The 23,319-nt window shown below is 41.9% G+C and carries 29 protein-coding genes and 1 riboswitch; of the genes, 6 read left to right on the forward strand and 23 right to left on the reverse strand.

All coding sequences use genetic code 11. The features are described from left to right. The first annotated feature begins 100 nt into the window (after positions 1 to 100). Entirely contained in the window at positions 101 to 670 is a 570-nt protein-coding gene (locus tag AC1ECB_RS18515; protein ID WP_485665162.1) for a xanthine phosphoribosyltransferase, read from the forward strand. On the opposite strand, the gene AC1ECB_RS18520 is transcribed toward AC1ECB_RS18515, so the two are convergent. Together AC1ECB_RS18520 and AC1ECB_RS18525 are read right to left on the reverse strand one after the other, a co-directional pair. Further along, the gene (locus AC1ECB_RS18520; RefSeq protein WP_485665163.1) at positions 663 to 1,145 is read right to left on the reverse strand and encodes a GNAT family N-acetyltransferase; all 483 of its coding nucleotides are present in this window, start codon (positions 1,143 to 1,145) and stop codon (positions 663 to 665) included. The genes AC1ECB_RS18515 and AC1ECB_RS18520 overlap by 8 nt on opposite strands. A 122-nt stretch (positions 1,146 to 1,267) precedes the next feature. After that, positions 1,268 to 2,665, reverse strand: a complete 1,398-nt coding sequence (locus AC1ECB_RS18525) for an FMN-binding glutamate synthase family protein (RefSeq protein WP_485665164.1) — start codon at positions 2,663 to 2,665, stop codon at positions 1,268 to 1,270. Between the two features lie 160 nt (positions 2,666 to 2,825). On the opposite strand from AC1ECB_RS18525, the gene AC1ECB_RS18530 reads away from it, so the two are divergent. Further along, on the forward strand, positions 2,826 to 3,272 hold the full coding sequence (locus AC1ECB_RS18530; RefSeq protein WP_485665165.1) for a hypothetical protein: 447 nt from the start codon (positions 2,826 to 2,828) through the stop codon (positions 3,270 to 3,272). 40 nt (positions 3,273 to 3,312) lie between these two features. On the opposite strand, the gene AC1ECB_RS18535 is transcribed toward AC1ECB_RS18530, so the two are convergent. The 10 genes from AC1ECB_RS18535 to AC1ECB_RS18580 all read right to left on the reverse strand — a co-directional run bounded on the left by AC1ECB_RS18535 (position 3,313) and on the right by AC1ECB_RS18580 (position 10,816). After that, a complete protein-coding gene (locus tag AC1ECB_RS18535) occupies positions 3,313 to 3,891 on the reverse strand; it encodes a flavodoxin family protein (RefSeq protein ID WP_485665166.1) in 579 nt (192 codons plus the stop codon). Between the two features lie 16 nt (positions 3,892 to 3,907). After that, the gene (locus AC1ECB_RS18540) at positions 3,908 to 4,654 is read right to left on the reverse strand and encodes an ABC transporter permease (protein ID WP_485665167.1); all 747 of its coding nucleotides are present in this window, start codon (positions 4,652 to 4,654) and stop codon (positions 3,908 to 3,910) included. Beyond that, positions 4,651 to 5,403, reverse strand: a complete 753-nt coding sequence (locus AC1ECB_RS18545; RefSeq protein WP_485665168.1) for an ABC transporter ATP-binding protein — start codon at positions 5,401 to 5,403, stop codon at positions 4,651 to 4,653. The genes AC1ECB_RS18540 and AC1ECB_RS18545 overlap by 4 nt, the downstream gene beginning before the upstream one ends. Positions 5,404 to 5,408: 5 nt before the next feature. Then, on the reverse strand, positions 5,409 to 6,362 hold the full coding sequence (locus tag AC1ECB_RS18550) for an ABC transporter substrate-binding protein (RefSeq protein ID WP_485665169.1): 954 nt from the start codon (positions 6,360 to 6,362) through the stop codon (positions 5,409 to 5,411). Positions 6,363 to 6,489: 127 nt separating this feature from the next. Next, a complete protein-coding gene (locus AC1ECB_RS18555; protein WP_485665170.1) occupies positions 6,490 to 7,176 on the reverse strand; it encodes an HAD family hydrolase in 687 nt (228 codons plus the stop codon). A 420-nt stretch (positions 7,177 to 7,596) separates the two neighbouring features. Beyond that, complete coding sequence (locus AC1ECB_RS18560; protein ID WP_485665171.1) at positions 7,597 to 7,830, reverse strand: thioredoxin family protein; 234 nt, start codon at positions 7,828 to 7,830, stop codon at positions 7,597 to 7,599. Positions 7,831 to 8,022: 192 nt separating this feature from the next. Further along, positions 8,023 to 9,027 (reverse strand): permease, encoded by a 1,005-nt coding sequence (locus AC1ECB_RS18565; protein ID WP_485665172.1) that lies wholly within the window; start codon positions 9,025 to 9,027, stop codon positions 8,023 to 8,025. A 454-nt stretch (positions 9,028 to 9,481) separates the two neighbouring features. After that, positions 9,482 to 9,856 (reverse strand): fluoride efflux transporter CrcB, encoded by a 375-nt coding sequence (crcB, locus tag AC1ECB_RS18570; RefSeq protein ID WP_485665173.1) that lies wholly within the window; start codon positions 9,854 to 9,856, stop codon positions 9,482 to 9,484. A 35-nt stretch (positions 9,857 to 9,891) separates the two neighbouring features. Next, positions 9,892 to 10,239 (reverse strand): DUF190 domain-containing protein, encoded by a 348-nt coding sequence (locus AC1ECB_RS18575; protein ID WP_485665174.1) that lies wholly within the window; start codon positions 10,237 to 10,239, stop codon positions 9,892 to 9,894. Between the two features lie 183 nt (positions 10,240 to 10,422). Next, positions 10,423 to 10,485: riboswitch (Fluoride riboswitch) on the reverse strand. A 145-nt stretch (positions 10,486 to 10,630) separates the two neighbouring features. Further along, the gene (locus AC1ECB_RS18580) at positions 10,631 to 10,816 is read right to left on the reverse strand and encodes a hypothetical protein (RefSeq protein WP_021169567.1); all 186 of its coding nucleotides are present in this window, start codon (positions 10,814 to 10,816) and stop codon (positions 10,631 to 10,633) included. 592 nt (positions 10,817 to 11,408) lie between these two features. Between AC1ECB_RS18580 and AC1ECB_RS18585 the strand changes: the two genes are divergently transcribed. Continuing rightward, a complete protein-coding gene (locus tag AC1ECB_RS18585; protein WP_485665175.1) occupies positions 11,409 to 11,963 on the forward strand; it encodes a ferritin-like domain-containing protein in 555 nt (184 codons plus the stop codon). Positions 11,964 to 12,205: 242 nt separating this feature from the next. Here AC1ECB_RS18585 and AC1ECB_RS18590 read toward each other — a convergent pair whose 3' ends face one another. Further along, positions 12,206 to 12,592, reverse strand: a complete 387-nt coding sequence (locus AC1ECB_RS18590; protein WP_485665176.1) for a NusG domain II-containing protein — start codon at positions 12,590 to 12,592, stop codon at positions 12,206 to 12,208. Positions 12,593 to 12,990: 398 nt separating this feature from the next. Here AC1ECB_RS18590 and AC1ECB_RS18595 point away from each other — a divergent pair, with 398 nt between their 5' ends. Both AC1ECB_RS18595 and arsS read left to right on the forward strand, forming a co-directional pair. Further along, positions 12,991 to 13,389 (forward strand): ABC transporter substrate-binding protein, encoded by a 399-nt coding sequence (locus AC1ECB_RS18595; protein WP_485665177.1) that lies wholly within the window; start codon positions 12,991 to 12,993, stop codon positions 13,387 to 13,389. Positions 13,390 to 13,410: 21 nt separating this feature from the next. Beyond that, a complete protein-coding gene (gene arsS / locus AC1ECB_RS18600; protein ID WP_485665178.1) occupies positions 13,411 to 14,361 on the forward strand; it encodes an arsenosugar biosynthesis radical SAM (seleno)protein ArsS in 951 nt (316 codons plus the stop codon). A 235-nt stretch (positions 14,362 to 14,596) separates the two neighbouring features. On the opposite strand, the gene AC1ECB_RS18605 is transcribed toward arsS, so the two are convergent. The 5 genes from AC1ECB_RS18605 to AC1ECB_RS18625 all read right to left on the reverse strand — a co-directional run bounded on the left by AC1ECB_RS18605 (position 14,597) and on the right by AC1ECB_RS18625 (position 17,741). Further along, positions 14,597 to 15,115 (reverse strand): DUF2703 domain-containing protein, encoded by a 519-nt coding sequence (locus tag AC1ECB_RS18605; RefSeq protein WP_485665179.1) that lies wholly within the window; start codon positions 15,113 to 15,115, stop codon positions 14,597 to 14,599. A 75-nt stretch (positions 15,116 to 15,190) separates the two neighbouring features. After that, positions 15,191 to 15,775 carry an RNA polymerase sigma factor SigZ gene (gene sigZ, locus AC1ECB_RS18610; protein WP_485665180.1) on the reverse strand — a complete coding sequence of 195 codons (585 nt, stop codon included), beginning with the start codon at positions 15,773 to 15,775 and terminating at the stop codon, positions 15,191 to 15,193. A gap of 11 nt (positions 15,776 to 15,786) precedes the next feature. Further along, positions 15,787 to 16,953 carry a permease gene (locus tag AC1ECB_RS18615; RefSeq protein ID WP_485665181.1) on the reverse strand — a complete coding sequence of 389 codons (1,167 nt, stop codon included), beginning with the start codon at positions 16,951 to 16,953 and terminating at the stop codon, positions 15,787 to 15,789. Between the two features lie 98 nt (positions 16,954 to 17,051). After that, complete coding sequence (locus AC1ECB_RS18620; protein ID WP_485665182.1) at positions 17,052 to 17,285, reverse strand: thioredoxin family protein; 234 nt, start codon at positions 17,283 to 17,285, stop codon at positions 17,052 to 17,054. A gap of 69 nt (positions 17,286 to 17,354) precedes the next feature. Further along, positions 17,355 to 17,741: a putative zinc-binding protein gene (locus tag AC1ECB_RS18625; RefSeq protein ID WP_485665183.1), complete on the reverse strand. Its 387-nt coding sequence runs from the start codon at positions 17,739 to 17,741 to the stop codon at positions 17,355 to 17,357. Positions 17,742 to 18,038: 297 nt separating this feature from the next. On the opposite strand from AC1ECB_RS18625, the gene AC1ECB_RS18630 reads away from it, so the two are divergent. Further along, complete coding sequence (locus tag AC1ECB_RS18630; RefSeq protein WP_485665184.1) at positions 18,039 to 18,608, forward strand: efflux RND transporter permease subunit; 570 nt, start codon at positions 18,039 to 18,041, stop codon at positions 18,606 to 18,608. A gap of 323 nt (positions 18,609 to 18,931) precedes the next feature. Here AC1ECB_RS18630 and AC1ECB_RS18635 read toward each other — a convergent pair whose 3' ends face one another. The 5 genes from AC1ECB_RS18635 to AC1ECB_RS18655 all read right to left on the reverse strand — a co-directional run bounded on the left by AC1ECB_RS18635 (position 18,932) and on the right by AC1ECB_RS18655 (position 23,281). After that, positions 18,932 to 19,840 (reverse strand): permease, encoded by a 909-nt coding sequence (locus AC1ECB_RS18635; RefSeq protein ID WP_485665185.1) that lies wholly within the window; start codon positions 19,838 to 19,840, stop codon positions 18,932 to 18,934. Between the two features lie 31 nt (positions 19,841 to 19,871). Then, the gene (locus AC1ECB_RS18640) at positions 19,872 to 20,309 is read right to left on the reverse strand and encodes a MarR family winged helix-turn-helix transcriptional regulator (RefSeq protein ID WP_485665186.1); all 438 of its coding nucleotides are present in this window, start codon (positions 20,307 to 20,309) and stop codon (positions 19,872 to 19,874) included. A 458-nt stretch (positions 20,310 to 20,767) separates the two neighbouring features. Continuing rightward, the gene (locus AC1ECB_RS18645) at positions 20,768 to 22,420 is read right to left on the reverse strand and encodes an FAD-dependent oxidoreductase (RefSeq protein ID WP_485665187.1); all 1,653 of its coding nucleotides are present in this window, start codon (positions 22,418 to 22,420) and stop codon (positions 20,768 to 20,770) included. A gap of 262 nt (positions 22,421 to 22,682) precedes the next feature. After that, positions 22,683 to 22,913: a NusG domain II-containing protein gene (locus tag AC1ECB_RS18650; RefSeq protein ID WP_485665188.1), complete on the reverse strand. Its 231-nt coding sequence runs from the start codon at positions 22,911 to 22,913 to the stop codon at positions 22,683 to 22,685. A gap of 62 nt (positions 22,914 to 22,975) precedes the next feature. Continuing rightward, entirely contained in the window at positions 22,976 to 23,281 is a 306-nt protein-coding gene (locus tag AC1ECB_RS18655) for a CC/Se motif family (seleno)protein (RefSeq protein ID WP_485665189.1), read from the reverse strand. Between the last annotated feature and the right edge of the window lie 38 nt (positions 23,282 to 23,319).

Genomic DNA, 23,319 nt, shown 5'->3' on the forward strand with positions numbered 1-23,319 from the left:
TTTGTTGACAACCCCGCGAAAGTGCTGTTACAATAAGGCTTAAACAACTTGAGAATCATATAATTTTCGCTTATAGCCCACACAACACAGGGAGGCTGTTATGGATTTATTAAAACAACGAATTCAGACAGATGGTCTGATCATAAATAACTCTTTACTTAAAGTTGACTCATTTTTGAACCAGCAGATTGATCCTGAACTTATGATGAAGATTGGCGAAGAGTTTGTCCGCCGGTTTAAGGATGAAAAAATCACTAAGATTTTGACAATCGAATCTTCAGGCATTGCCGTTTCCGTTATGACCGGACTAATTCTTAAGGTACCGGTCATTTTCGCCCGTAAACGCAAACCCAAGGTTACTGGAGATGAGGTATATACGGCTAAAGTATATTCGTATACTAAAGGTGAAAGCAACACTATTATGATCTCCAAACAATTTTTGCAGTCTGAGGACAATGTGCTCATTATTGATGATTTTTTGGCAAATGGTGAAGCAGCGGCCGGTCTGGCCAATATTGTCGAGCAAGCTAACGCTAAGCTAGCCGGTATCGGCATTGTCATCGAAAAATCCTTCCAGCCGGGCGCACAGAAACTAACAGCGGCCGGGTATCGTGTAGAATCACTTGCCCGAATAAAAGCCTTTACCAATGGACAGGTGGAATTTATGTAGCCGGACCGAATTGAGCCAATAGCAGACATTTACCTTTTTTATCGGGAGATTTTCGCTCCCGCGGCTCCATGGGTGCAAAACCATTCTTGGTATACATGGGATTATCCCAGGTGCAAACCATTACACTAAATGCCTCTGAACCATGATGAGCCCGTATCTGGCGCAGCCGCTCAGTGAGCATTAACGAATTGATACCACGATGTCTCCAATCGGGTAACACGGTGGCCCAGGACAACTCATAAAGCCAAAAGGAGCACATGGACGGCGCCCAGGCGGCTACTCCGATTATCTGATTATCAACAATGGCCACAATAAAATGGGCGCGAATATAACCATTGATATCGCCTCTTAAAAAGGCCTGCATTTCCGCTTTTACATAAAACAAATTATCCTCATCCCAATCACTAACTTTAAAGACAACCAAAGCTTCTTCTAATCTATCTGGGGTTAAATCTACTATTTCAACCGTTTCCATCGGCTTACCCTTCCCTTCACACAACCTTCTATAAATAAAGAGTCATAATCTCCAAGGAGTACCTTGAAGATTATGGCTCTTTTCGCTATGCTGCACAACTTTTCCTGCCTATGCTGCTGCAATTAATGCATTTGAAGTTCCCGTTGCTGATACTGTACCTTCTGAACGCCGGAGGGCTCCTGATGATATGACCTGCGACTAGCCGCATAACGAATTCCGGCAAATTCCGCCAAATCCTTTTCCACTGAAACAAGATCACTGCGGTCTAAATCCCGTAATGCTTGCCTGCCAACCGCTTGCGCAGCAAGCTGCATTTCAACCCGGCAGGAGTTTAAAAAGTTAGCCAAATGTTGTGCTGCGCGGTCAACATCCAGTTTGTCATTCATTTTCCCTGTATACATCGCCATTTGGGTAGGTGTTGCCTGTGGCAGCGTTTTTGCGACTTGAGCCTGCATGGCTGCCATCAATGCAATGCTGCCAATATAGACAGCGTCAGCCCCAAGCGCCAAGGCCTTAAGAAAATGTCCCGGGGTTGTCAGCCCGCCTGTGGCAATTACGTTAAAACGGCTGCGCAGATTATTTTCCTCTAACCAGTCTATCGTTCGCACAAGAGTATGGAAGGTAGGTAAACCAACATTGTCTTGTAACGTAGGATTGGACGCAGCCGTCCCGCCTTCGGAACCATCAACAACAATATAGTCGGCCTGAGTTTGAGCAATTACTGCCAGTTCATATTCTATGTAATCAGTGCCGGCAATTTTTACGCCTACTGGTACATCATACTGGGCTTTCATAGTGTTAACCATAGTAATATAATCCTGGGATGTTTGTTTTCCTGGCATTCTCGCGTAGACTGTGTTACCCTGCCCGTCCTCCAAATGCCAGGCTTGTCGCAAATGTCGCCCGATTTGGTCAGCAGGCATAGGCTCGTCGACGGCCCCGCCCCAGGCGCCCTGACCTAACTGAATCTCAATCGCATCCAACCGGCTCAGTTGTTCCTGACCGCTTAGCTGCCCACCCCGGTGATACTGTCCTATCAGAAATTTGGCCGCGTCACGTTCCTCATTAGTAACAGCCGATTCACCCGTATTGGTTGAGGTGCCGGCCAGCGCCGCCCCTTTGGCCAATGCCATCTTCATAAGCAAACTCAAGGAGCCGCCATAGGACATGCCGGTAATCATGATCGGTATAGCTAATTGCAGGGGCCGTTTTGCCAGCGGACCAATCACAGTTGTCGTATCGACCTGCGTATAATCAGGATACGGCAGTTGAAATAGTTGTTTGGGGTTAAGTAATAGCTGATCCCAGGGTGACAAAACAACCGGACTGCCTAATGGCCGGGTCAATTCTGTGCCTAGTTCAGCCCGCATAGCCGCTTCCATAATGGCGCGGGGCGATAATTTCTCGGCCACGCATACCATGAGAAACGGGTTATCCGGATAATCTTCTGTGAGCATTTTAGCCATAGCTTCATCAGCCATCGGATCCATCAGTTTCATCATCAACCAACTTAATAACATGCAATCACCTCCGTATTTAGCTGATAGTCTGCCCGAATTCCGACATTTGTACACAATGAGCAGGCGAGACAACGCAACTTTTTTCTGTAACCCGCCATCGGATAATAACTAACAAATTCCTAATAATAACGATAACACTAATTCTAGGAGGTTTGCAAAAATGATTTATTCTAAGATCGCCCAGGCAGTCACCTTATTACTCCTGATAAGCAGCTTGCTAATTGGGGGCTGCGCCACCGACATGACGCCTGTTGAACCGCAGAACCCAACTGTGCCTCCTTCTCCAGCTAATCAAACCACCGTTCAGGAATACAAGGTCACTTATAATTATGGTGATACCGGCCCAGTTCAGCTTTCAGCCAATAATCTGGTACTCAAGATAGGCCAAAAGCTTATTCTGCAGCCAGCCCCCGGTCTGACCAAGAACACCCGTTTTACGTCAGGTAATGACAGTTTTTGGGGTGACGTGATGCAGCAGGAAGGCGAGCAAAGCAGCACCGGTCAGCTGGTCTTTGTCGCTAAGCAAGCCGGCAAAGGCAAACTCCAAATCATTCCCAACAGTACAGAGACCGCCAGGGCAACCGACCTGTGGGTTACGGTACAATAACCGAAAAGCAGGACGCTCAGCGTCCTGCTTTTTACTGCTTCTATATAGGCTGTGTTAGCAGCTTGCCAAGTTCAAACGCCCGTTCCAGGTCAATTGGCCGCTCTGAGAGCGGCCTGGCATCTAAATCAGGCAGCGTGAGACTACCGATATTTTTTACCCCAATCATTTTAAAAAATAAACTTGCGACATGCTCTGAGCCGGTAAACTGCCCCTCATAGGATGGTTGACCACCTGTTGCAATAAATAAGCCGGGACGTTTTTTCCCTGCAAATGCATCCGATTTCATTATATATTTAGCAGACCAAAATGGCTGGCAACGATCAATCATCACCTTTGTTTGGGCACTCATACCACTAAAATATATCGGAGCAGCTAAAATAACCGCGTCTGCCGCAACTATTGCCGCATAGACAGGCTCCATGTCATCTTGCAAGCGGCAGCGTCCGGTCTTAAAACAACTGTCACAAGCCTGACAAGGGGTAAGCTTGCATTGATTAAGCCAGACTTTTTCAACCTCAACTTCGCTGCATGCAGCCGCTCCCCGCAGCACTTCCCCAACGACCAGTCTGTTTGTCCCATGAACTCTGGGACTACCCAGCAGTACTAATACTTTTACCATACCGTCCCCTCCATAGTTACTTATACTGCCAGCCACACAGTTTTCGTTCCAAGTAATCAATGGTTCCAAATAAAATCAGTCCGATTGTGCTTAATACGACTATACCGGAATACATTTCCAGGTAATTGACCCTCAGCCATGCATCCATAATGAAATACCCCATCCCATACTGGGTTCCAAAGGTTTCGGTAAAAAAGAGTACCGAAACAGCTGTAGCCATAGCCACCCGTAACGCTGTCAAAAATTTTGGCATAGAAGCCGGAATGAGAATATCGCGAAAGATATCACCGAAATCGGCCCCCAGCGAATATAACGGGTAGTAGGTTTCTTTGGGAATTCCTTTAACGCCATCCCTTACAGCAACAATTACCTGAAAGACAACAATTAAAAAGATCATTAGAATCTTTGCTACCTCACCTAAGCCCAACAGTAACATTACAACAGGCAGAAGGGCAATTTTAGGTATCGGGTATGTTAAATAAACGAGGGGCGATAGCAGCCTGTCCCATTTGGAGAAATAACCCATGCAAAGACCCAACGGAACACCAATAAGGACCGCAACCAGAACTCCAGCAACAATCCGCCACAAACTATAAAGCCCATGAACAGCAATTTGCGGCAGGAAAATATGGAGTAAATTAACAAGTACAATCCCCGGAGATGGAATAATGGGCAGTTGCAGCCAACCGGCAGCTGCCTGCCACAGAATTAGGAAGATTAGCATACCATAGAAATACCAAACCCCTGCGCCTTTTTCTTTCATTTTGACCAATCCTCTTTTATTGTCTTGCGTAACTCAAGGCAGAGTTGAAAAAAATCCTGGCGGTTGCGAATATCTTCTACTCCAAAAAGTGGATTATCAAATACTTTGCTGACAGTCCCCGGAGCAGCCGATAAAATCACGATTTTCCGGCCTAAATATACAGCTTCTTCCACATGATGGGTAACCAGGATGGTGGAAACAGAATATTTTCTCCAAACAGCTAAAAACACATTCTGTATTTCTTCCCGCGTCATAGCGTCCAGGGCGGAAAATGGCTCATCCATCAGTAACAAATCAGGCTGCAGTAAAAAAGCACGAGCTAACGCAACACGCTGCTGCTGACCACCACTAAGTTCGCCGGGATAGCGGGTTTCCAAGCCGCCCAGCCCCAGCAGTTGCACCATCTCTGTAAGATTCTTACCGCAGTCACCGGTATTTTTGTTCTTAATTTTCACACCAAGCCGAATGTTATCTGTTATGTTTTTCCAGGGCAATAACCCATAGTTCTGCGGAATAAACCCGATAGTCTGCTGCTTTGGCATAATCGATTGTCCGTTAATTAGGACAGTACCGTCAAAGTCGGTAATAATTCCGGCCAGGATTTTTAACAGTGTTGATTTTCCACAACCGGAAGGACCAATGATGGCACAAGTCTCCCCGGCGGCCAGCTCCAGATTAATATCTGTAAGCACCTCAGTGCGGACTCCGCTCGATTCATAAGCAATATGCAAAGCTTTAATCTGGATCATAGCTACTACCTGACAAACCGGGTATCAACCAACTCGGTATATTGATATTTCTGCTGAATAAGCTGCCTTGACTGCATCCAGGTAATTACATCATCAATATCCTTTTGCTGCGGTGCAGTCGCTTTTTTGTATTTTGGCAGAAGAAGCGCTCCTTTAACGTCTTGCGGAAAACCGGCTTTTTCGATGACCATATCAATGTAGCTGTCCATCGGTTCGTTCGCCAAATACTCTACAGCCTTGTTATAAGCTCGATACATAGCCTGAATTTCTTGCTCTTTCTCATTGATGGCCTTAGTAGTAAATAGCATAACTCCTGGATTAATGCCCAATTGCTCCGACGTATTTATTACCCTGCCGCCATTTTTTACAGCTACTGTTGCCAGCGGGTCAGGCAAGGTGGCAGCACTAATCTTGTCATTTTGCAGCATTTCTAAGCGTGCCGGAATCTGCGGAATGACGGTTTTGTTCATATCGGTTGTGGCTAATCCGCCTTCTGTGGCTATCCGGTCAGTAACATATTCAATAATGGTATTTTTAGAAATAGCCACATTTTTGCCCTTGAGATCCTGAACAGCTGAGGCTGTCTCGCTTTTATTCACAACTAATTTATAGCTGCCGTTTGTTAAGGCCGTAATTACAGTATCAAAGCCACCCGCCTTAGCAAAGGCCTCGGCTAACACATCCGATATGGCACCGTCCAGGTTTCCGCTTTGCAGGGCACTATCCCGTTCCATGGCACTTTTAAACGGTTTTAGCGTAACTGTTACCCCTTCTTCTTTAAAATAACCCTTTTCCTGGGCAATAATAAAAGGAATCGAATCTACGTCAGGCATAAGACCAATGGTAATATTCTGTAGCTGACCTTGCTTTGGCGCAGTATTTTCTTTTTTTTCACTAGCGCACCCTGCTAAGACCAACAGCAGGAGCGCAATTGTAATTAAAACAATGTTTTTTTTCATAATACAACCTCATTTCCTTTGACTAGTATGCTGGGCTCACTTTATTTGTTCGACAATCGCTTTATTCTTACCTTTACCGCAACTCTAAAATATATGTAGCAGTTCAGCATACTCACTATAACTGGTATTACATTGTGGCTAGCTTAGTTACAAAAATTTCGGCTTCCGGCAAAACTTCTATACTCCACCAGGGGCACAAGCTTTGTAGTTCTGCTAAAGAATAACTGCCTGTAGCAACGCCAATTGTGTACGCTCCAATGCCTTTACCACACTCAATATCGTGAGGAGTATCACCAATTACATAAATTTTATGCTGACCGGGATCACCCCAATTTGCTTGCACTATTTCCAGCGCGCTATTGGCTATATCACTTCTCCGCTCAAACTGCTCTGCAAATGCACTGCTGGCAAAATCAAAATATCGATCTAGTGCAAAGTACTTTAACTTTATTTGGGCGCCCATTTGGCTATTGCCTGTTAACAACAGCAGCTTGTAATCGTCATGCTCATGCAAGCAAGCCAATATATTAGCTACCTCAGGCAAAATCAGCCCTTTTCTGGCAGCCAGTTCCCGGAGAAGAAGTTCTTCATAACGACGGCATAAACGGTCTATCTCACTCCGGCTTGCCTTACGACCGGAAGATACCTCAATAATCTGTCTTGCAATATAATTGTCTGTCATCCCGGCGGTGGTAAGGGTGTCAAACTCCACTGCTTTGCCCCAGATTTCTATTGTTGCCTGTTCAAAGGCATATAAGCCGGCTTTAGCTGTTCTAATTAGTGTTCCATCAATATCCCAAAAAAGTATTTTCAACAAACATCCCCCTATCTGCTTATTCTATTCCCTCTAACAACAGTAATAGAGGGAAGGTTTGATCCTTCCCTCTTACCTAAAGCGCCCATCCCTATAGCAGTCACTGTACTTGACACACACTAACCTTATACAACTTAGCTTGCGAACGGGAACAACCTAATTCTTACACCCAATGGAAAGCTGTGATTCAATTGACCTTTTTGAGGAAACCAAAAAACACTACCCCGCCAGATTAACTAACCTACTTTGCAACAAACGGAAAACGGAACGTTTCCTACCTACTGCAGCCTGGGTTTGAATCTACGCTATAAGGATGGTGCTTATTTAGATAATAACATAGATAAACCACTTTTGCAAGCACTATTATTCAGAAATTTTCGATTGTTGTAACCATTGTTTCATTCTGTCTTATTAGTCGCGCTAAATTCTAATAATTGATTTTATTTCATCCTTAGTTGGAACTTTCCCTTTCACCTTAACGACACCATCCACGACAAGTGCTGGTGTCGTCATAACTCCGTAAGCCATGATATCTTGCATATTATCCACTTTTACAATCTCGGCGGTAATTCCTAGCTCAGCAACTGCTTCCATCACCCGTTCGGTTAGGGTATGGCACTTTGCACACCCCATTCCTAATACTTCAATCTTCATTTTAATTCCCCCTTATAATTATATAATGATATTAGCATTTTATAATGTGTTAATAGTTATATATTAACATTTTATCACATATAGGTCAATCCCATTTTAACACAAAGTATTATTGAGTATAATTCAAGCCAGCTAGCACATATCACGTTCATACTTAGCCTCTTTCTCAATTACTATTTTGAAATTTGCAGCTTACATCAAAAGATAACTAAAGGCATTAAATACGAAACCACAAATAATAATGCCAACGGTAACAATACCCACAAATATAGCCAATAGCTTAGTCTTAACAACTTTCTTTAACAGTATCATAGACGGGAGCGAAAGTGCCGTTACACTCATCATAAAGGCTAAAACAGTACCAAGTCCTGCTCCCTTCAAAACTAACGCCTCCGCAATTGGTAATGTTCCGAAAATATCAGCATACATTGGAATTCCTACCATAGTTGCCACCAAAACAGAATACCATTTGTCTTGACCTAATACAGCACTTATCACTGCCTCTGGAATAAAATTATGAATAGCAGCACCGATTCCCACACCAATCAAAATATATAGCCATACCTTTTTTACTATTTCCATCACTTGATATTTTGCAAACTCTATTCTGTCGCTCGCAGTTAATTCTTCTTGTTCCATTTCCAGCATCTTGTTGCTGTGAACAAAAGGCTCGACATACTCTTCCAGGTTTAATTTGCTAATGATAGTTCCACCAATAACCGCAAGTACAAGGCCCATAATCACATAAGCTATTGCGATCTTCCAGTTAAATATACTTGCAAGCAGAATTACAGATGCTAAATCTACCAGTGGTGATGATATCAAAAACGAAAATGTAACACCAATTGGTAGTCCTGCATTTGTAAAACCAATAAATAAAGGAATTGATGAGCAAGAGCAAAAAGGCGTAACCGTTCCCAGTAACGCAGCCAATATATTTGCTGAAATTCCTTTAAATTGCCCTAATATCTTTTTCGTTCTCTCAGGCGGGAAGAAGCTTTGGATATAGGAAATCATAAAGATTAAAACAGTAAGTAAGATGAATATTTTTATAACATCATAAATAAAGAAGTGAATACTTCCACCCACTTGACTACGTATATCTAATCCAAATACATTTTGTACAAGTAAAGTAACTAAATTATAAAGCCATTCCATTTTGAGTAATTGGTTATTTAACCATTCAAAGATAATCAAAAAATCATCTCCCTAATAATTTTTATGTGCTTGCACCAGTTTACTATACTACCGTAAAGATGCAATTCCCACCGCGACAATCATGATGCCAAGGTAATGTGGATTACAATTGTTAGCCTTTGATTATTACCCTCGCGCCATATGGCATTATTATGAGCGTAATCATGATTAAACATAAGAAACCTCCCTTTTTACTAGCCCTTTGTTTTATTTATATTATCATTTTATCATATTATAATATAAATCATTGATAAGCACAAGATATAAAAAATGCTAGGATTATTTTCCTAGCATTTTTTAAAAGTCTGCCATTTAATTTTGATTACTATGTATTGGATTGGATTTTTGAGTCATTATTAACGTCTTAAGGTTGCAATTAGTCATTTCAGATTTAAGAGCAATTTAATAGCATCTTCAGGATTTTTAATGATAATCGTTGCCGCTGCCATTACTGTTAGAACAATTTGACGACACCAATTCCCAGCCAGGTAGCAAAAAAACCGACCAGGATATTAAGCCCGACATTATAAAAAGCCTGCAGGACGTCCGCCTCCTCCAAGAGGCGCAGCGTTTCATAACTAAACGACGAAAAGGTAGTCAGACCACCCAAAAATCCCACGGCAATCAAAAGCCGCCAGTAGGGACTGACACTCAGACGCTCGGTAGTCACGGCCATAAACAATCCAATAATGAAACACCCCACAACATTAACCAACAAAGTTCCCATCGGAAAGTCCGTACCAAATCGCACTGCCGCCCAGTTAGACGTCAGATACCGGATAGTCGCGCCAATCCCACCGCCTACCGCCACTAAAATGATTTCTAACATATCGTTTCACCTCACTTGTTACCTATCCACTATTTTCAACGCTTGAGTGGTTTATTGCCATATTTGATGACTTCAACATCATCAATTGTCACAAGCCCCTTTTCCAGCATTTCATCTAAATAAGGCAACAATTTCGCTATATATTCCTCACTGTCAACAATCTCAACAAGTATGGGCAAATCACTTGACAAATCTACAATGCTCGCTGTATGAATTCGTTTATCGGCTCCATATCCCAACAGACCTCGAAATACCGTCGCTCCCGCCAGATCCAGCTCTTGGGCTTTTTCTACGATAGCGTGATACAGCGAACGCCGTTTCCAATGGTCACTTTCCCCGATATAAATCCGTAATCGTTTGGCCTGACTTGCAATTTTGGGCACAAAAATTCCTCCTTCAACTTTGATATTCAAATCTACCACTATTTACGTTCTCGCTACAAAACAAACAGGTTCTGGTATCTCGTCCCATGCCGTAACATGCCAGGAACAGGCTTCAGTCAAAGAAGGCATACGCGCGATTCCCCTTCTGCATCGTTTTATAAAAAAACAAAGACTCCTACCGTTACTATGGTAGGAGTCATCACCTGGTTAACCAGGATTCGAGCGAACTCCATCGCTCATTATAATTACTATAATTTTACAAGCTGAACTCCTTCTCGTCAAGAGTCCAGCTTATAATTTTTCACTTATAATGACACGGGGCCGGTGTATTCTCTCCATTAAAACGACACCGTTGCCCCGCGTCTTTATTTGTTTTAGGCTTTGACTTTAACTAGCGAGTCTTTCCCTCCTGCTGCCTGAATAAAAAAAATTCTTCCAATACCTCCCCAAAGCGCTGGATAGTGTCAGTTGTATCTTTTCCCTCTTTACTCAGCCGATCAAGTTCTTCAGATAGTCCCCAAATTTCATCATATAGCTCAGTCTCTTGTTTCTTACAATCCCGGTATCTGATATTCATAAGTCAGTTAAACCCACCCCTCCTTATTTTATTTGGAGGCTTCTATGCCCTCCTGTATCACCCCTGAACGGGAATTTTACAGGAGGAAATTAAAAAGGATCACATATGCAGGATTATTTCTACCCTACACATGCGATCCTAATCGATTATTGCAACAGTATCAAGATACAGAAAGCAACCCAAATAACAGAACCCGTCAGCGTGTCCTGCCAAACCTGTATCAAGATATGAACCCATCGAATATTGCATGCAGTCGCACAGCCCCTGCCTTAACACGCCAAGCATTACACTCCAATTGTCAAAACTTGTAATTCAGCTAACAACCGGGTATAATAAGATTGTCGTCGTGGACAGTTCGCTGTTACGTGTAGGTGTCTCTGCACCTGCTCGTGCCCATAGGTGCTCCAACACCTATGGGACACGGCGACTTAACTTTTTAATTTCCACCTATTACTAATATTAGTACTCTTTTACACAAATTGCAAGTACATGCAGGTAAAAAAACAAATGGTATTTCAAAACTAAATCATAAAGAGAAATTTTCATTAATATAGTTAAAATATCAAAATAAAATGGCTTAGGAGGACTGTAGATGAGTGAGAGTAATTATGATAAGCATAAAAGACCTTACTATTCTGACCCGTCACCCTATCCAGAAATCAGAGTTGTTGAACCAAACCTTCACTATGCACGGTTACTAATGGATGATTACGCAGGAGTTGTTAGCGAATTTACTGCCATCAGCCAATACCTTTACCACTATTTCTTTTCCAAAAATATCGATGAAAAGTTAGGAAAGCTTTTTGAGAATGTATCTATCAACGAAATGTTACATATGGAAATTCTGGCAGACATAATCATAATGTTAGGCGGAGACCCTCAGATTCGCGGTTCATTTAGTACAAACAATCAATTCTGGAATGGTAAATTTATTTACTATGGCGATGACTTATGTGAACAATTAAAAGCTGATATTGAAGCAGAATATACAGCTATTGAAGAATACCGTAAACATATTCACTTAATTGATGATCATCATATACAAGCAATTCTTAAACGAATCATTCTTGATGAAAAAGTACATATTCGACTGTTCAATAAAGCACTTTTCAAATTTTGCGACTGTACATATAGAGAAAGCGAATAAGCAAATGTATTATATAAGACAATGAGACCCTCCTAAAAGCGTAACAACTTTTAGAACGGTCTCATTTTTTTTACTTAGTTCTACTGTATCGTTTAGCCCAACATCCGCAACCTTCTTTGGGAATCACTCATTTTCGTTTTTGCCACAAAGAATTTTTTCAGATTATCAGGTACATCCTTGCTTACTTGTTGAGACGCTTGCTGTCCCCCGTATTCACATCTTACACTTGCCTAAATTCCTCATCATCGAACAATATCATCTATGTCACTTGGCTTTGATGATACCAGCGTAATAACTACCCGGTATGGTAAACACACAATTTGTTGCGGCGCATGACTAATCCAGCCTGTCTGCACACCAATTTGCCGGGGGGAGTCATCCTGGCGAATCCGCACTTTGCCATCATGGGCTTCAACAATATTGTATTCCGTCAACCCACCAATACGATATTCTTCATGATATCCAGGGCGTAGTACCATCACCTTCACCAGCGTGCCATTCACCCGCACTTCGGCTTTAGTATCACCATCTGCCGGAAACATAATAAAACTTAAGATAATGCCCATGCCGGACAGTGCTAATAGTACAGAAAGTAACAATTTATCACCTTTTGTAAGCGCATAGTTCACTATTTTGGTAATACCACCATTCTGCAATAGTTGTTATTAGCCAGAAAGCCCGCACCCGTACACTAAATTTGACCTCTGGCAATTAATTTTTTCATTAATGCTTCCAGTTTGGTTTTAGTCAGATCATCAATTTTTACGAATATGGTTTTGGTGATAGTTGGCATAACATATCTCTATTGAAATACTCTATATACTTTAGTATAGACTTATATTTAAACTTTTGAAAGGAAAAATAATGCTGAAATATCTAAAAAAACATCATTATAAAACCAAACTCCTTTCAATTGCAATTATAAATTATCTTGCAATTGATAAAAAAATGATATATTATTAAAAATATCCTATTTATAAAAAGAATAGGGACACAGCAAAAAAATGAAGCACCGGATGCAAAAGAAATGCGCATGGGCATCGTCCCTCTGCCACAATATGCCCACATGTGGATAGCCAAGAAAAAAGGCTTTATTGACGAAGAATTACAAAAGGTCGGTTTTCATTTACAATGGCAACCGTTCAACATGGAACCAATAGTTAGTGAAGCATTTGCTATTGGCCAGTTTGTTATGTGGGAGCCGGTAATAACTCGCCTGGAGGACGCCGGTGAAATCAAGATAATTGCCGATGGTTCACAAATTTGCCCAGCTTATTCTGTCGTAGTGGCTAGCGATAATATATTAGCAAAAAATCCCGCAGCGGTAGGTGCTATGCGGAAAGCATTCCAACGCGGCAATGAGTATCTAAAACAAAATCCTGATGAGTGCGCTGAATTACTTATGGAAGAAGATGAAAATGTCTAAACAAAGAACTGGGGGATATACATGAAAACATTTTGTGAAAGCGTCAAAGAAACTGGGGAAAAATTGGTCAGAAACAAAATCGATATTGTACAGATGAACGTCGGATATGTTTGCAATTTGGCGTGTAAGCATTGCCATGTACAAGCAGGGCCTAATCGCACCGAACAAATGAGTGCCGAAACAATGAAAGCGTGTCTCAAATTTATCAGCGCTGCGAAAGCAGCTACTGTTGATATTACCGGAGGATCGCCGGAGATGAATCCTCATCTGCCGATGCTGATAGAAGAACTGCGTAAAATTAGTACGGTTAAACGCATTTTAGTCAGAACCAATATGACGCTTTTGGGCACAGATAAATATAGGCATTTTGTTGATTTATTTAAGGCAAATAAACTTGAACTTGTTGGCTCGTTGCCTTGCTATGGCGAAGAAAATGTCAATGCGCAAAGAGGCAATGGCGTATTTAACAGTAATATTGGTGTGTTAAAATTATTAAACAGTGTTGGCTATGGAAAAGAAAAGACCGAACTTGTCCTTGACCTTGTATACAATCCAGGCGGTGCCTTCTTGCCAGGACCGCAGGCGGAATTGCAAGCAGCCTATAAAGAACAGCTTAAAAAGAATTATGGAATTGATTTTAATCATCTTTTCACTATCACAAACGCACCATGTGGGCGTTTTAAAGAAGATTTGGGAAAGAACGGTGAATTTGCTGCTTATATGAATTTGCTTGTTGATAATTACAATAAGGACAATCTCAAGAAAGTCATGTGTGTGTCGCAAATCAATATAGGCTGGGACGGAGCGGTTTACGACTGTGATTTCAATCAGGCGCTTGGTCTACGCATTGGTGCACCGAAAACAATTGCCGAATTTACCCCAAAAGAGTTAATGAGTGAAATCTTGGCTGACGATCATTGCTATTGCTGTACTGCCGGGGCAGGCAGCAGTTGTCAAGGTAGTTTAGATTAAGATACATAATGATAATAATGGTCATATCCTTCGACGAGGAATACCAACTGCTGTTTGTCAAAAAACAGCCAGTAAGCTTCGGGCATTAAACAGTGAAGATATCCTTGCAAATGCTAAATAAGATAACCCAAAATGAGGCCATCCTAAAAGCTTAACAACTTTTAGAACGGTCTCATTTTTTACTTAGTTCTACTGCATTTTTAGCCCAACATCAGCAACCTTTTTGGGAAATAACTCATCTTTTCGCTTTTGCCGCAAAGAATTTTTTTAGATTATCAGGTACATCCTTGCTTACTTGTTGAGACGCTTGCTGCCCCCCGTACACATGTCTTAGTATTGCATCGACAATCATCGCCTTAGGAGGAGTGGTGTATTCTTGTCCCTGCCAGGTCCACACCCTGCAGTCAACATCTTCCCCGCAGACATCGCCGCAGGATTCACAAAGGCTTTCCTTGAAGTCTAGTTGAATATCCTGGCCATTGATGCGGATGGTTGGCGAACTAACAAATCCTAGTTCCAATGCCTGTTGTTCACTCTCGACCAGTATCTTTTGAACTTCAATTTCATAACCTGTTACCTTCAAAACGTTCGCCACCTCTGTGATGGCATCCTCAAGACTCGCGTCAGTCCCCAGACACCGGTCACACACCTCCAGGTCGATATACAGGAACTCGATAACTAATCGCTTTTCCTGGCACTCCCCGGATGTACAACAATTCGTACCACATCCACAGCCTTTTGTATTTTGTTTCACCGTCTTTCCTCCCGTCATTATATAAAATGGGTTCGCATTAACTAAGACGGAAACATCGTCAAAAGGACGCAACCTTTATTGTAAATCGCAAAACGGATTTGATTTTTTTTTGAGCTTATATTCGATGATGTTTCCACGGCGATCAAGTTCCAGGCTGCAACACTCACAGAGCATTTTTCTCAATCTTTTTTGCGCCCGCTGTACACGTGATTTGGCACCCGAATAGGATAAGCCCAGCAATTCAGCCAATTGCTTTTGTGTCAGACCCTTATACTCTGTAAGAACTATTGCCTCCCTATCTTTGTCAGGCAAGTGGTCAATCATGGCTCTTAGACAACTGGAGATGTCCTTGTTGCCGTTGCTGTCATCTCTAACCTCTTCCGGCTCCGGTGGTTGAGCATAGGGTTCTTCCTGCCTGCGGGCGCGATAATAGTCGTGAATCGCATTGCGGGCGATTTGAAAAATCCAGGCGTTCACCTTGCCGGCGTCGTTAAGCCTGTCAATATTCCTGTATATCTTATAGTAGACTTCCTGCAAAATATCTTCGGTATCCTGAGGGCTAGGGACTCGTTTTGAAATAAATTTTTTCAAGTGGCCCGCAAACTCCTCGGAAATGTAGATATTCACATCTTTCACCTGCCTAAATTCCTCGCATCCCATTAATTACCTAATTAAAACAACGTTCCGTAAATCATTCCTGTAACCGTAGCCATAATAACAACCAAAGTTACATACACTGCCGTTTTTTTAGTACCCATAATTTGTCTTAATACTATCATACTGGGTAAACTAAGTGCAGGTCCAGCTAATAACAAGGCTAATGCAGGACCTTTTCCCATTCCTGATCCTAGTAAACCCTGCAGTATCGGCACTTCAGTCAGTGTTGCAAAATACATAAATGCACCGGCAATACTGGCAAACAAATTAGCCCCTAAGCTATTACCTCCTACCAGTGTCTTTATAAAACTATCAGGAATGATTCCTGCGTCCAATCCAGGTCTCCCCATTAAGAAACCTGCAATCATGACCCCTATCAGTAGCAGTGGCATTATTTGTTTTGTAAAAAACCATGTGCTATCACGCCATTCCAAGCGTTCCTTCTTATCAAACCATGCTATTGAGGTATAGATAACAGAGACTAAACTAATTCCAGCCAATATCCATTTGTAAGAATAAATAGTTGCAAAAAATCCTGCAGCCTCCACGGGTTTTCCCCAATTGGCAAATACCAACAAGGCTACCATACTGCCAAAGTAAATGATTTCCTGCCCTAGTATCCGGTTTGGTTCTTCAATTTCGTCCAATGCAAATCCCGCTTGCTTGTCAGCCTCCTCTTTCCGGTAAATAAAAGCCATACATAAACCAATTATAACCGAGAAAAATATTGCGCCAACAGCTCTGGCAACCCCCATCTCAAAACCCAATACCCGGGCCGTAAGTATAATAGCAAGAACATTAATGGCTGGACCCGAATATAAAAAAGCTGTTGCCGGACCGATGCCTGCACCGCGAGTATAAATACCCGCAAACAGCGGCAGAACCGTACATGAACAAACTGCGAGAATAGTGCCAGATACTGAGGCTACACAATATGCGAGCACTTTATTAGCGTCTGGCCCCAAATATTTCATTACGGCCTGCTGCCTTATAAAAGTGGAAACAGCACCTGCGATAAATAAAGCCGGTACCAAGCACAATAACACATGTTCCCGGGCATAATCGTGCAGCATACTAAAAGATTCTAAAACAGCACTTTGGAAACGTACACTATCAGAGGGCAAGAAATACGCTGCACCAAAAACCAGTATGATCGCTATTAACTTTTGAACTTCTGACATTATTACACCTCACTTACGTATTTTTATAATAAGACAAGAACAACCCGGCTTGGCCAGGTTGTTTAATTGCAACATAAAGTCTGTAGTGTGTAGTAAGATTAGCCTTGAATAAATGCTTTTATTTCATCCTTTGTTGGAACTTTCCCTTTCACTTTAACAACACCATCCACAACAAGTGCCGGTGTAGTCATAACTCCGTAGGCCATGATATCTTTCATGTTATCCACTTTAACAAGCTCTGCGGTAATACCTAGTTCAGCCAAAGCCTCCATCACTCGTTCTGTAAGCGTATTGCATTTTGCACAACCCATTCCTAATACTTCAACCTTCACAAAAAAACCTCCTCGCTTCAAAAAGCATTATCGCTAATATTCCCTTTATCCCCGTAATTGATAATAAATTTATTTAGTACTCAAGTCTGCTTTTATCTTTTCACTGATTTCATCAATTACCTGCTGAGTCACTTCCGTCTTGCCTTTTTCAAGACCCATTTGCGTGAGGACATAAGAAACTGGTGATATTTCAACATGTTCGAGCACCTTTTTGGCGCACCCCACCGGACAACCGTCAACTGCAACTACTTGATTGGCTTTTTTTGCTGCGTCAATAAACGGCTGCATGTGTGCTGCAATGCCGCTAAGACAGCTCATACTAGCTTGAGCAAAGCCTTCCCGCCTCAGTTTACGGCATACCTGATCCGATACCTCGCCAACATCGGCACAGCCGTCACAAGGATACATGATTCTTGACGCCTCTGGCACTCCACCACCACAATTACATCCACTCATAATAGAAGCCTCCTCATAATTAAATAATGATATTATAATTTTATAATATCTTTATAAAATTATATTAGCACTATATTCCAATTTGGTCAATATCATATTTACTTTAGAGATTCCTCCAATAATTTAATTAGTAACTCCCTATTTATCCCCAATTGCCACCAGGGACTAATACCTTGATGCTCGCATCTGGATCATTGACAACTCTCGCCAAAGTGTAGCCATGTCTGGTATCTGGGGACATGAAAACCTGAATGACAATGACAAAGTGTCTGTTGGTAAACGGGGTGGCGATAAATCATGATAATTGCCAAATTCTCCACCCGGCATCCAGTTACTGTTGCCATGGCTGTGCTAGCCGCCGTAATTCTTGGTCTCTTATCTTATACCAAACTTAAAGTAGACCTAATGCCCAATATTGTTACGCCGCACATTGTAGTGCAAACCTCCATGGAAAATACCGGCCCGGAAGAAATTGAGAACCTCATTTCTCGCCCTATCGAGAAAGCGGTGACTCGCGTAAACAATGTTAGCAAAATCTCCGCCTCTTCTATGCAAGGCCGCTCCATGGTAGATATTGAATTCAATTGGGGAACAGATGTCAATGTCGCCGCCAATGATGTCCGCTCCCGTGTCGATAACCGCCGCGAAGCGCTGCTTGCCGCTGAGCCGGTACGTTTTCGTCCAATCCTCATGACCACCATCGCTACCGTACTTGGCATGATACCTATCGCCCTCGGCATCGGCACCAGCTCAGAAGCCAACGCTCCTATGGCCATCGCCGTTATTGGTGGTCTACTAACCTCCACCTTACTGACTTTAGTTGTTGTACCTGTTGCCTATACGTATGTAGATACCTGGGAAAAATAAAACAGCCTGGATTAAGCGAACAGTCCATAACATACATGGATAAACCTTACTAAGAAACTGCAAGTATGCCAAGTGGCGTACTTGCAGTTTCTTTACATTACAAGCCTTCAATCAAAAATTATTTGCAACAACAATTGCCTTTCTTAACTTTTGGAGTTTCTTTACCCTTATTATTCTCATTTTCATCTGGGATCTCTTCTATCTCGAAACCACCACAGCACGAGCCTTTTTTGTCTTTATTACCTCCAAACAAGCGTTTAAAAAATCCTTTTTTTTCGGTTTCTTACTCATAACTAAATTCCCCTTTCTATTTTTATAGTAATCTACCAATAACCTAAACACATAATCATATTAAAAATCAATCCAGATAGTACTGCCATTGCAAATACAATCACTACAAATGCAATAAGTATTTTCTTCTTAAATATGCTGGCAAACATGGTTAACTCCGGTATTGCAATACCTGCTCCACTGATAATCAATGCCATTACTGCACCAATACTTGCGCCTTTTTCCATTAAAGCAATTCCGATTGGGATAGCCGATTCTACACGAATGTACAAAGGTATGCCGATTAAGGCTACAATGATAACAGCAAATGGATTATCAGTTCCGGCAACTCTTGCAAGCAGATCAGCAGGTAAATATCCGTAAATAGCCGCCCCAATTCCAACGCCAATTATCATGTAGATAAAAACCACTTTGTAATCTTCCCAAGCCTTCCAAAAAGAGATATATAGTCTGTGTTTAAATCCTTTTGGGACTTCCTCGCTAACTTCGCAGCAACCTCCTTTCATTCGTACTCTTTTTACTTGATCAGACCAGCCCATTTTTTCGAGGATTACTCCAAAAACAACTGAAAATACTGATGTCAAAATCAGGAATCCAACAGCAACCTTCCAGCCCATAAATGCACCAAGTAAAGTAAACACCAGCGGGTCCATTAACGGTGATGAAATTACGAAAGACATGACCGTACCAAAAGGAACTCCGGCTTGCAGTAATCCAAGAGTCATTGGAACTGTAGAGCAGGCACAAAAAGGTGTGACAGCACCAAAAAGTACCGCCATTATATTACCCCACAGACCTTTTCCTGACATCCATGTTTTTAATTTATCCTGAGGTATATACATGAATACTAATGCTATGATTGTACTGATTCCAATGAATAGTACAGTAAGTTCTGCCATTATAAAAAGAAAATATTGAATTGTGTCAATAAAAGTGTTCACAAAAATCCACCCCCATTTTTTATAATTACGTCTATATAAATCCTTGTCGCCGAACTGAAGTTATCAATATCTCCAAGGCCTTTTTAACACTTTCGATCGTTTGAGAATCCCGATCTTTTAGCATCTCACCTACATAAGCTGTATATTTCTCCACGATTTTTGTAATAATCTCTATTCCTTGGACAGTAATTGTAACACAGCATATCCGACCATCTATTAAAGACTGTTCCCGCAAAACATAACCTTTGTTTTCTATGCGATCAATAATTTTACTTGCTCCGCTTTTGGTACAATTCAATAACTTCCCTATTTCTTGAATTGTAATGTTATCATGCTCATACACCTTTTTAAGTGCCATAAATTCAACTAAGGATAAATCTTCACAGCACTCTCCGTTAAACCCCTGATTTCCAAAATACCAAGCTAATTCTTGAATTAAGTTATACACATCCGGTATGTTTTTGTCCATTGTTTGCCTCTATTCACGTTAATGTAGTTTCCATTGTCAACCATTATTATAGCACATTGGTTTCCATCGTCAACTAATATATTGTATGCATTTTGGATTTAGATGTTCTTCTTCCCCCGTCTGGCTTGGATATTTCCACTCGTCTGAGGGCTAAAATCTATAATTCCCTTCTTGTATGGATTGCACTCACGCTGGGCGCACGTAAAAAAAACCTGCGGTTTATTGCCGGTTTCCTCTTTTAAACACCCTGTCGGCTGCACGCGGCAGCTCGGAGATTACTTATATATTTGTACAGTCTTATTATCTCATCTCAAAGCACCTTGTCGGTATCCGGATATACCATACATCTCTGTCAGGAAAAACCCTAAAAGAGAAAAAATTCGCTAAATTTTTCCTCTATGAACATAAATAAGCTGGCACGTACTCTTGCGTGCCAGCTTGCTCTAAATAATCGATATTTATTTTTTACTTTGCTTATCGTAATTCTTATATCCACCCGAGAGGTTAAACACCTGTTTAACGCCATGATTAAGCAAAATATTTTGAGCTGCATTCCCAGTCACGCCTTTATTACAGTACGTAACAGTTACTTTTTCTTTGTCGATAGAGTCTATCTCTGTCCGGATGTGTTCCTGAGAAAGGTTTCTAGCCCCTTCCACATGGTCCTCCTGATATTGCTTCGCTATGCGAGCATCAATAATCTGGACTTCTTCACCATGCTCTACTTTTTCCTGTAACTCTGCCGGAGTAATCAGCTTTCGGCCACGCCTGAGTGCATTGTCTAGAATCATGCCAGTATACATTATCGGGTCTTTGGTCGTAGAAAACGGCGGTGCATAGGCCAGGTCTAAATGGAACAAGTCCTCGACTTTCGCACCAAACGTAATGGCAGTTACCAGCACATCAATCCGTTTATCCACTCCGGTCTTGCCGACAATTTGTGCACCCAAAACCTTACCGGTCTTTTTGTCAGCCACAGCTTTGATGATCATCTCTTGTCCATGAAAGTACTCGGGTTTATCGGGTTTGATGTTATGACAAACGACAACCTCATAGCCCTCGCGCTTGGCTTCCTTTTCGGTTAGACCGGTCTGAGCCACTGCTGTATCAAATACTTTGAAAATGCCAGTCCCCAGCCCGCCCCGGAATTGTAAGTCACCGCCGGTAATTTGATCGCCGACAATGCGGCCCATCTTGTTAGCAGTCGAGCCGAGCGGACGATAAACCGGCTTGCCGGTTATGAGTGAATAGCTTTCAGTGCAGTCACCACAGGCATAGATGCCATCTATATTTGTTTGCATCTTGGTATTGACTTTAATAGCTCCTGTCACGCCTAGTTCAATACCTGCCGCATGGGCTAACTCTACGTTTGGTCTGACGCCCACTGCCATTACCACAAGCTCGGCGACTAATTCACGACTGCTTTTTAACACAATCTTATTGCCCTGCGAACTTCCTTCCATACGAACAACGAAGTCATTTACGATGATCGTAATTCCCTTCTCTTTAAGATATTCTTCTAAGTATACGGCAATATCCTGGTCCAGTACAGGCATAACGTGCTGTGCCAGTTCAACAACAGTAACAGAGATTCCCCTTGCTGTTAAATTTTCCGCCATTTCCAGTCCAATAAATCCTGAACCAACAATGACCGCCGACTTTGGCTTTGTTTCATGCACAAATTTGCGAATACGATCAGCGCTAATGACATTGCGTAAGTAGAACACGTTATGTTTGTCGCTTCCCTCAATAGCCGGGACTACAGCTTGAGCGCCGGTGGCAATAACTAGCCGGTCATACGTTTCGGCAAAAACTTCACCGCTAATTAAATTCCGGACAGTAAGAACCTTGGTTTGTGGCTGAATTTCTAATACCCGATGGCTTATATACACGTCAACATTATATTTCTGCTTAAAGAACTTCGCATCCCGGGGAACCAATTGCTTGCGTCCTTCAATTTCAGGCCCAATATAGTAAGGCAGACCACAGCCTGAATACGATATATCCTTATCATCGTCAAATATTTTTATTTGCGCAGCTTCATTATTCCGTCTGGCTTTAGCGGCAGCAGAAGTGCCTGCGGCTACACCGCCGATGATTACGATCTTCATAGAATAGTCCTCCCGAGATTCCATTATTACTATCAATTCTGTTGCATCTAATTTCCTGTCAACTAAATGCTTCATATTCAACGATATAAATATGTTTTTATCATAGGTCACAGCTCACATACAGTCAACGCACGCTACGTTAAAAGTATGTAAACTTTTCGAGTCCTTATCCTGTCAATAGAACTACAACATAAAAAGAAGAGAACACTCCTTGAGATCAGAGCATTCTCATTCCTTTATTACCCTATGTAATGAACATCCATCATCGAACAATATCATCTATGTCACTTGGCTTTGATGATACCAGGGTAATAACTACCCGGTATGGTAAACACACAATTTGTTGCGGTGCATGACTAATCCAGCCTGTCTGCACACCAATTTGTCGGGGGGAGTCATCCTGGCGAATCCGCACTTTGCCATCATGGGCTTCAACAATATTGTATTCCGTCAACCCACCAATACGATATTCTTTTGTAAGAGCATAGTTCACTGTTTTGGTAATACCACCATTCAGCAATAGTTGTTATTAGCCAGGAAGCCCGCAACAGTACACTAATTTTGACCTCTGGCAATTAATTTTTTCATAAAGAAGAGTTTTTCAATGCTTACAGTTAGTTTTCCGTAAACTTGTGCTACCTTTGGATGATAGTAAACGGTAATACCTTCTATGTCTGTCTGCAAATAATGAACGGCCTTGTCCGTTTTCCCTAACTGCACAGCCGGGATTTGGTTCGCTACTCTCACCTCCCCGTGATTATGAATTCCACCCGGGCGTTCTGCGATACTGATACTAATTGTATGGTCGTCTGACTTGCGTAGAATATATTCTTTAGCAGAATCCTCAATTGTTATCACCATAGCCTTTCCCCCTAACAACTTTCTTTTACTCTCCACTA

The sequence above is a fragment of the Sporomusa sp. 246TCP1 genome, from assembly GCF_057319775.1.

Excerpts from the sequence above, each read along its gene's own strand:
- AC1ECB_RS18545 (WP_485665168.1), bottom strand. The coding sequence starts at position 5,403 with ATGATCCAGATTAAAGCTTTGCATATTGCTTATGAATCGAGCGGAGTC.
- AC1ECB_RS18580 (WP_021169567.1), bottom strand. The coding sequence starts at position 10,816 with ATGAATATCAGATACCGGGATTGTAAGAAACAAGAGACTGAGCTATAT.
- AC1ECB_RS18615 (WP_485665181.1), bottom strand. The coding sequence starts at position 16,953 with ATGTCAGAAGTTCAAAAGTTAATAGCGATCATACTGGTTTTTGGTGCA.
- crcB (WP_485665173.1), bottom strand. The coding sequence starts at position 9,856 with ATGTTAGAAATCATTTTAGTGGCGGTAGGCGGTGGGATTGGCGCGACT.
- AC1ECB_RS18645 (WP_485665187.1), bottom strand. The coding sequence starts at position 22,420 with ATGAAGATCGTAATCATCGGCGGTGTAGCCGCAGGCACTTCTGCTGCC.
- AC1ECB_RS18550 (WP_485665169.1), bottom strand. The coding sequence starts at position 6,362 with ATGAAAAAAAACATTGTTTTAATTACAATTGCGCTCCTGCTGTTGGTC.
- AC1ECB_RS18595 (WP_485665177.1), top strand. The coding sequence starts at position 12,991 with ATGCGCATGGGCATCGTCCCTCTGCCACAATATGCCCACATGTGGATA.
- AC1ECB_RS18535 (WP_485665166.1), bottom strand. The coding sequence starts at position 3,891 with ATGGTAAAAGTATTAGTACTGCTGGGTAGTCCCAGAGTTCATGGGACA.
- AC1ECB_RS18540 (WP_485665167.1), bottom strand. The coding sequence starts at position 4,654 with ATGAAAGAAAAAGGCGCAGGGGTTTGGTATTTCTATGGTATGCTAATC.
- AC1ECB_RS18640 (WP_485665186.1), bottom strand. The coding sequence starts at position 20,309 with ATGGACAAAAACATACCGGATGTGTATAACTTAATTCAAGAATTAGCT.
- AC1ECB_RS18525 (WP_485665164.1), bottom strand. The coding sequence starts at position 2,665 with ATGTTATTAAGTTGGTTGATGATGAAACTGATGGATCCGATGGCTGAT.
- AC1ECB_RS18560 (WP_485665171.1), bottom strand. The coding sequence starts at position 7,830 with ATGAAGATTGAAGTATTAGGAATGGGGTGTGCAAAGTGCCATACCCTA.
- AC1ECB_RS18515 (WP_485665162.1), top strand. The coding sequence starts at position 101 with ATGGATTTATTAAAACAACGAATTCAGACAGATGGTCTGATCATAAAT.
- AC1ECB_RS18655 (WP_485665189.1), bottom strand. The coding sequence starts at position 23,281 with ATGGTGATAACAATTGAGGATTCTGCTAAAGAATATATTCTACGCAAG.
- AC1ECB_RS18520 (WP_485665163.1), bottom strand. The coding sequence starts at position 1,145 with ATGGAAACGGTTGAAATAGTAGATTTAACCCCAGATAGATTAGAAGAA.
- AC1ECB_RS18530 (WP_485665165.1), top strand. The coding sequence starts at position 2,826 with ATGATTTATTCTAAGATCGCCCAGGCAGTCACCTTATTACTCCTGATA.
- sigZ (WP_485665180.1), bottom strand. The coding sequence starts at position 15,775 with ATGGGATGCGAGGAATTTAGGCAGGTGAAAGATGTGAATATCTACATT.
- arsS (WP_485665178.1), top strand. The coding sequence starts at position 13,411 with ATGAAAACATTTTGTGAAAGCGTCAAAGAAACTGGGGAAAAATTGGTC.
- AC1ECB_RS18625 (WP_485665183.1), bottom strand. The coding sequence starts at position 17,741 with ATGAGTGGATGTAATTGTGGTGGTGGAGTGCCAGAGGCGTCAAGAATC.
- AC1ECB_RS18630 (WP_485665184.1), top strand. The coding sequence starts at position 18,039 with ATGATAATTGCCAAATTCTCCACCCGGCATCCAGTTACTGTTGCCATG.
- AC1ECB_RS18585 (WP_485665175.1), top strand. The coding sequence starts at position 11,409 with ATGAGTGAGAGTAATTATGATAAGCATAAAAGACCTTACTATTCTGAC.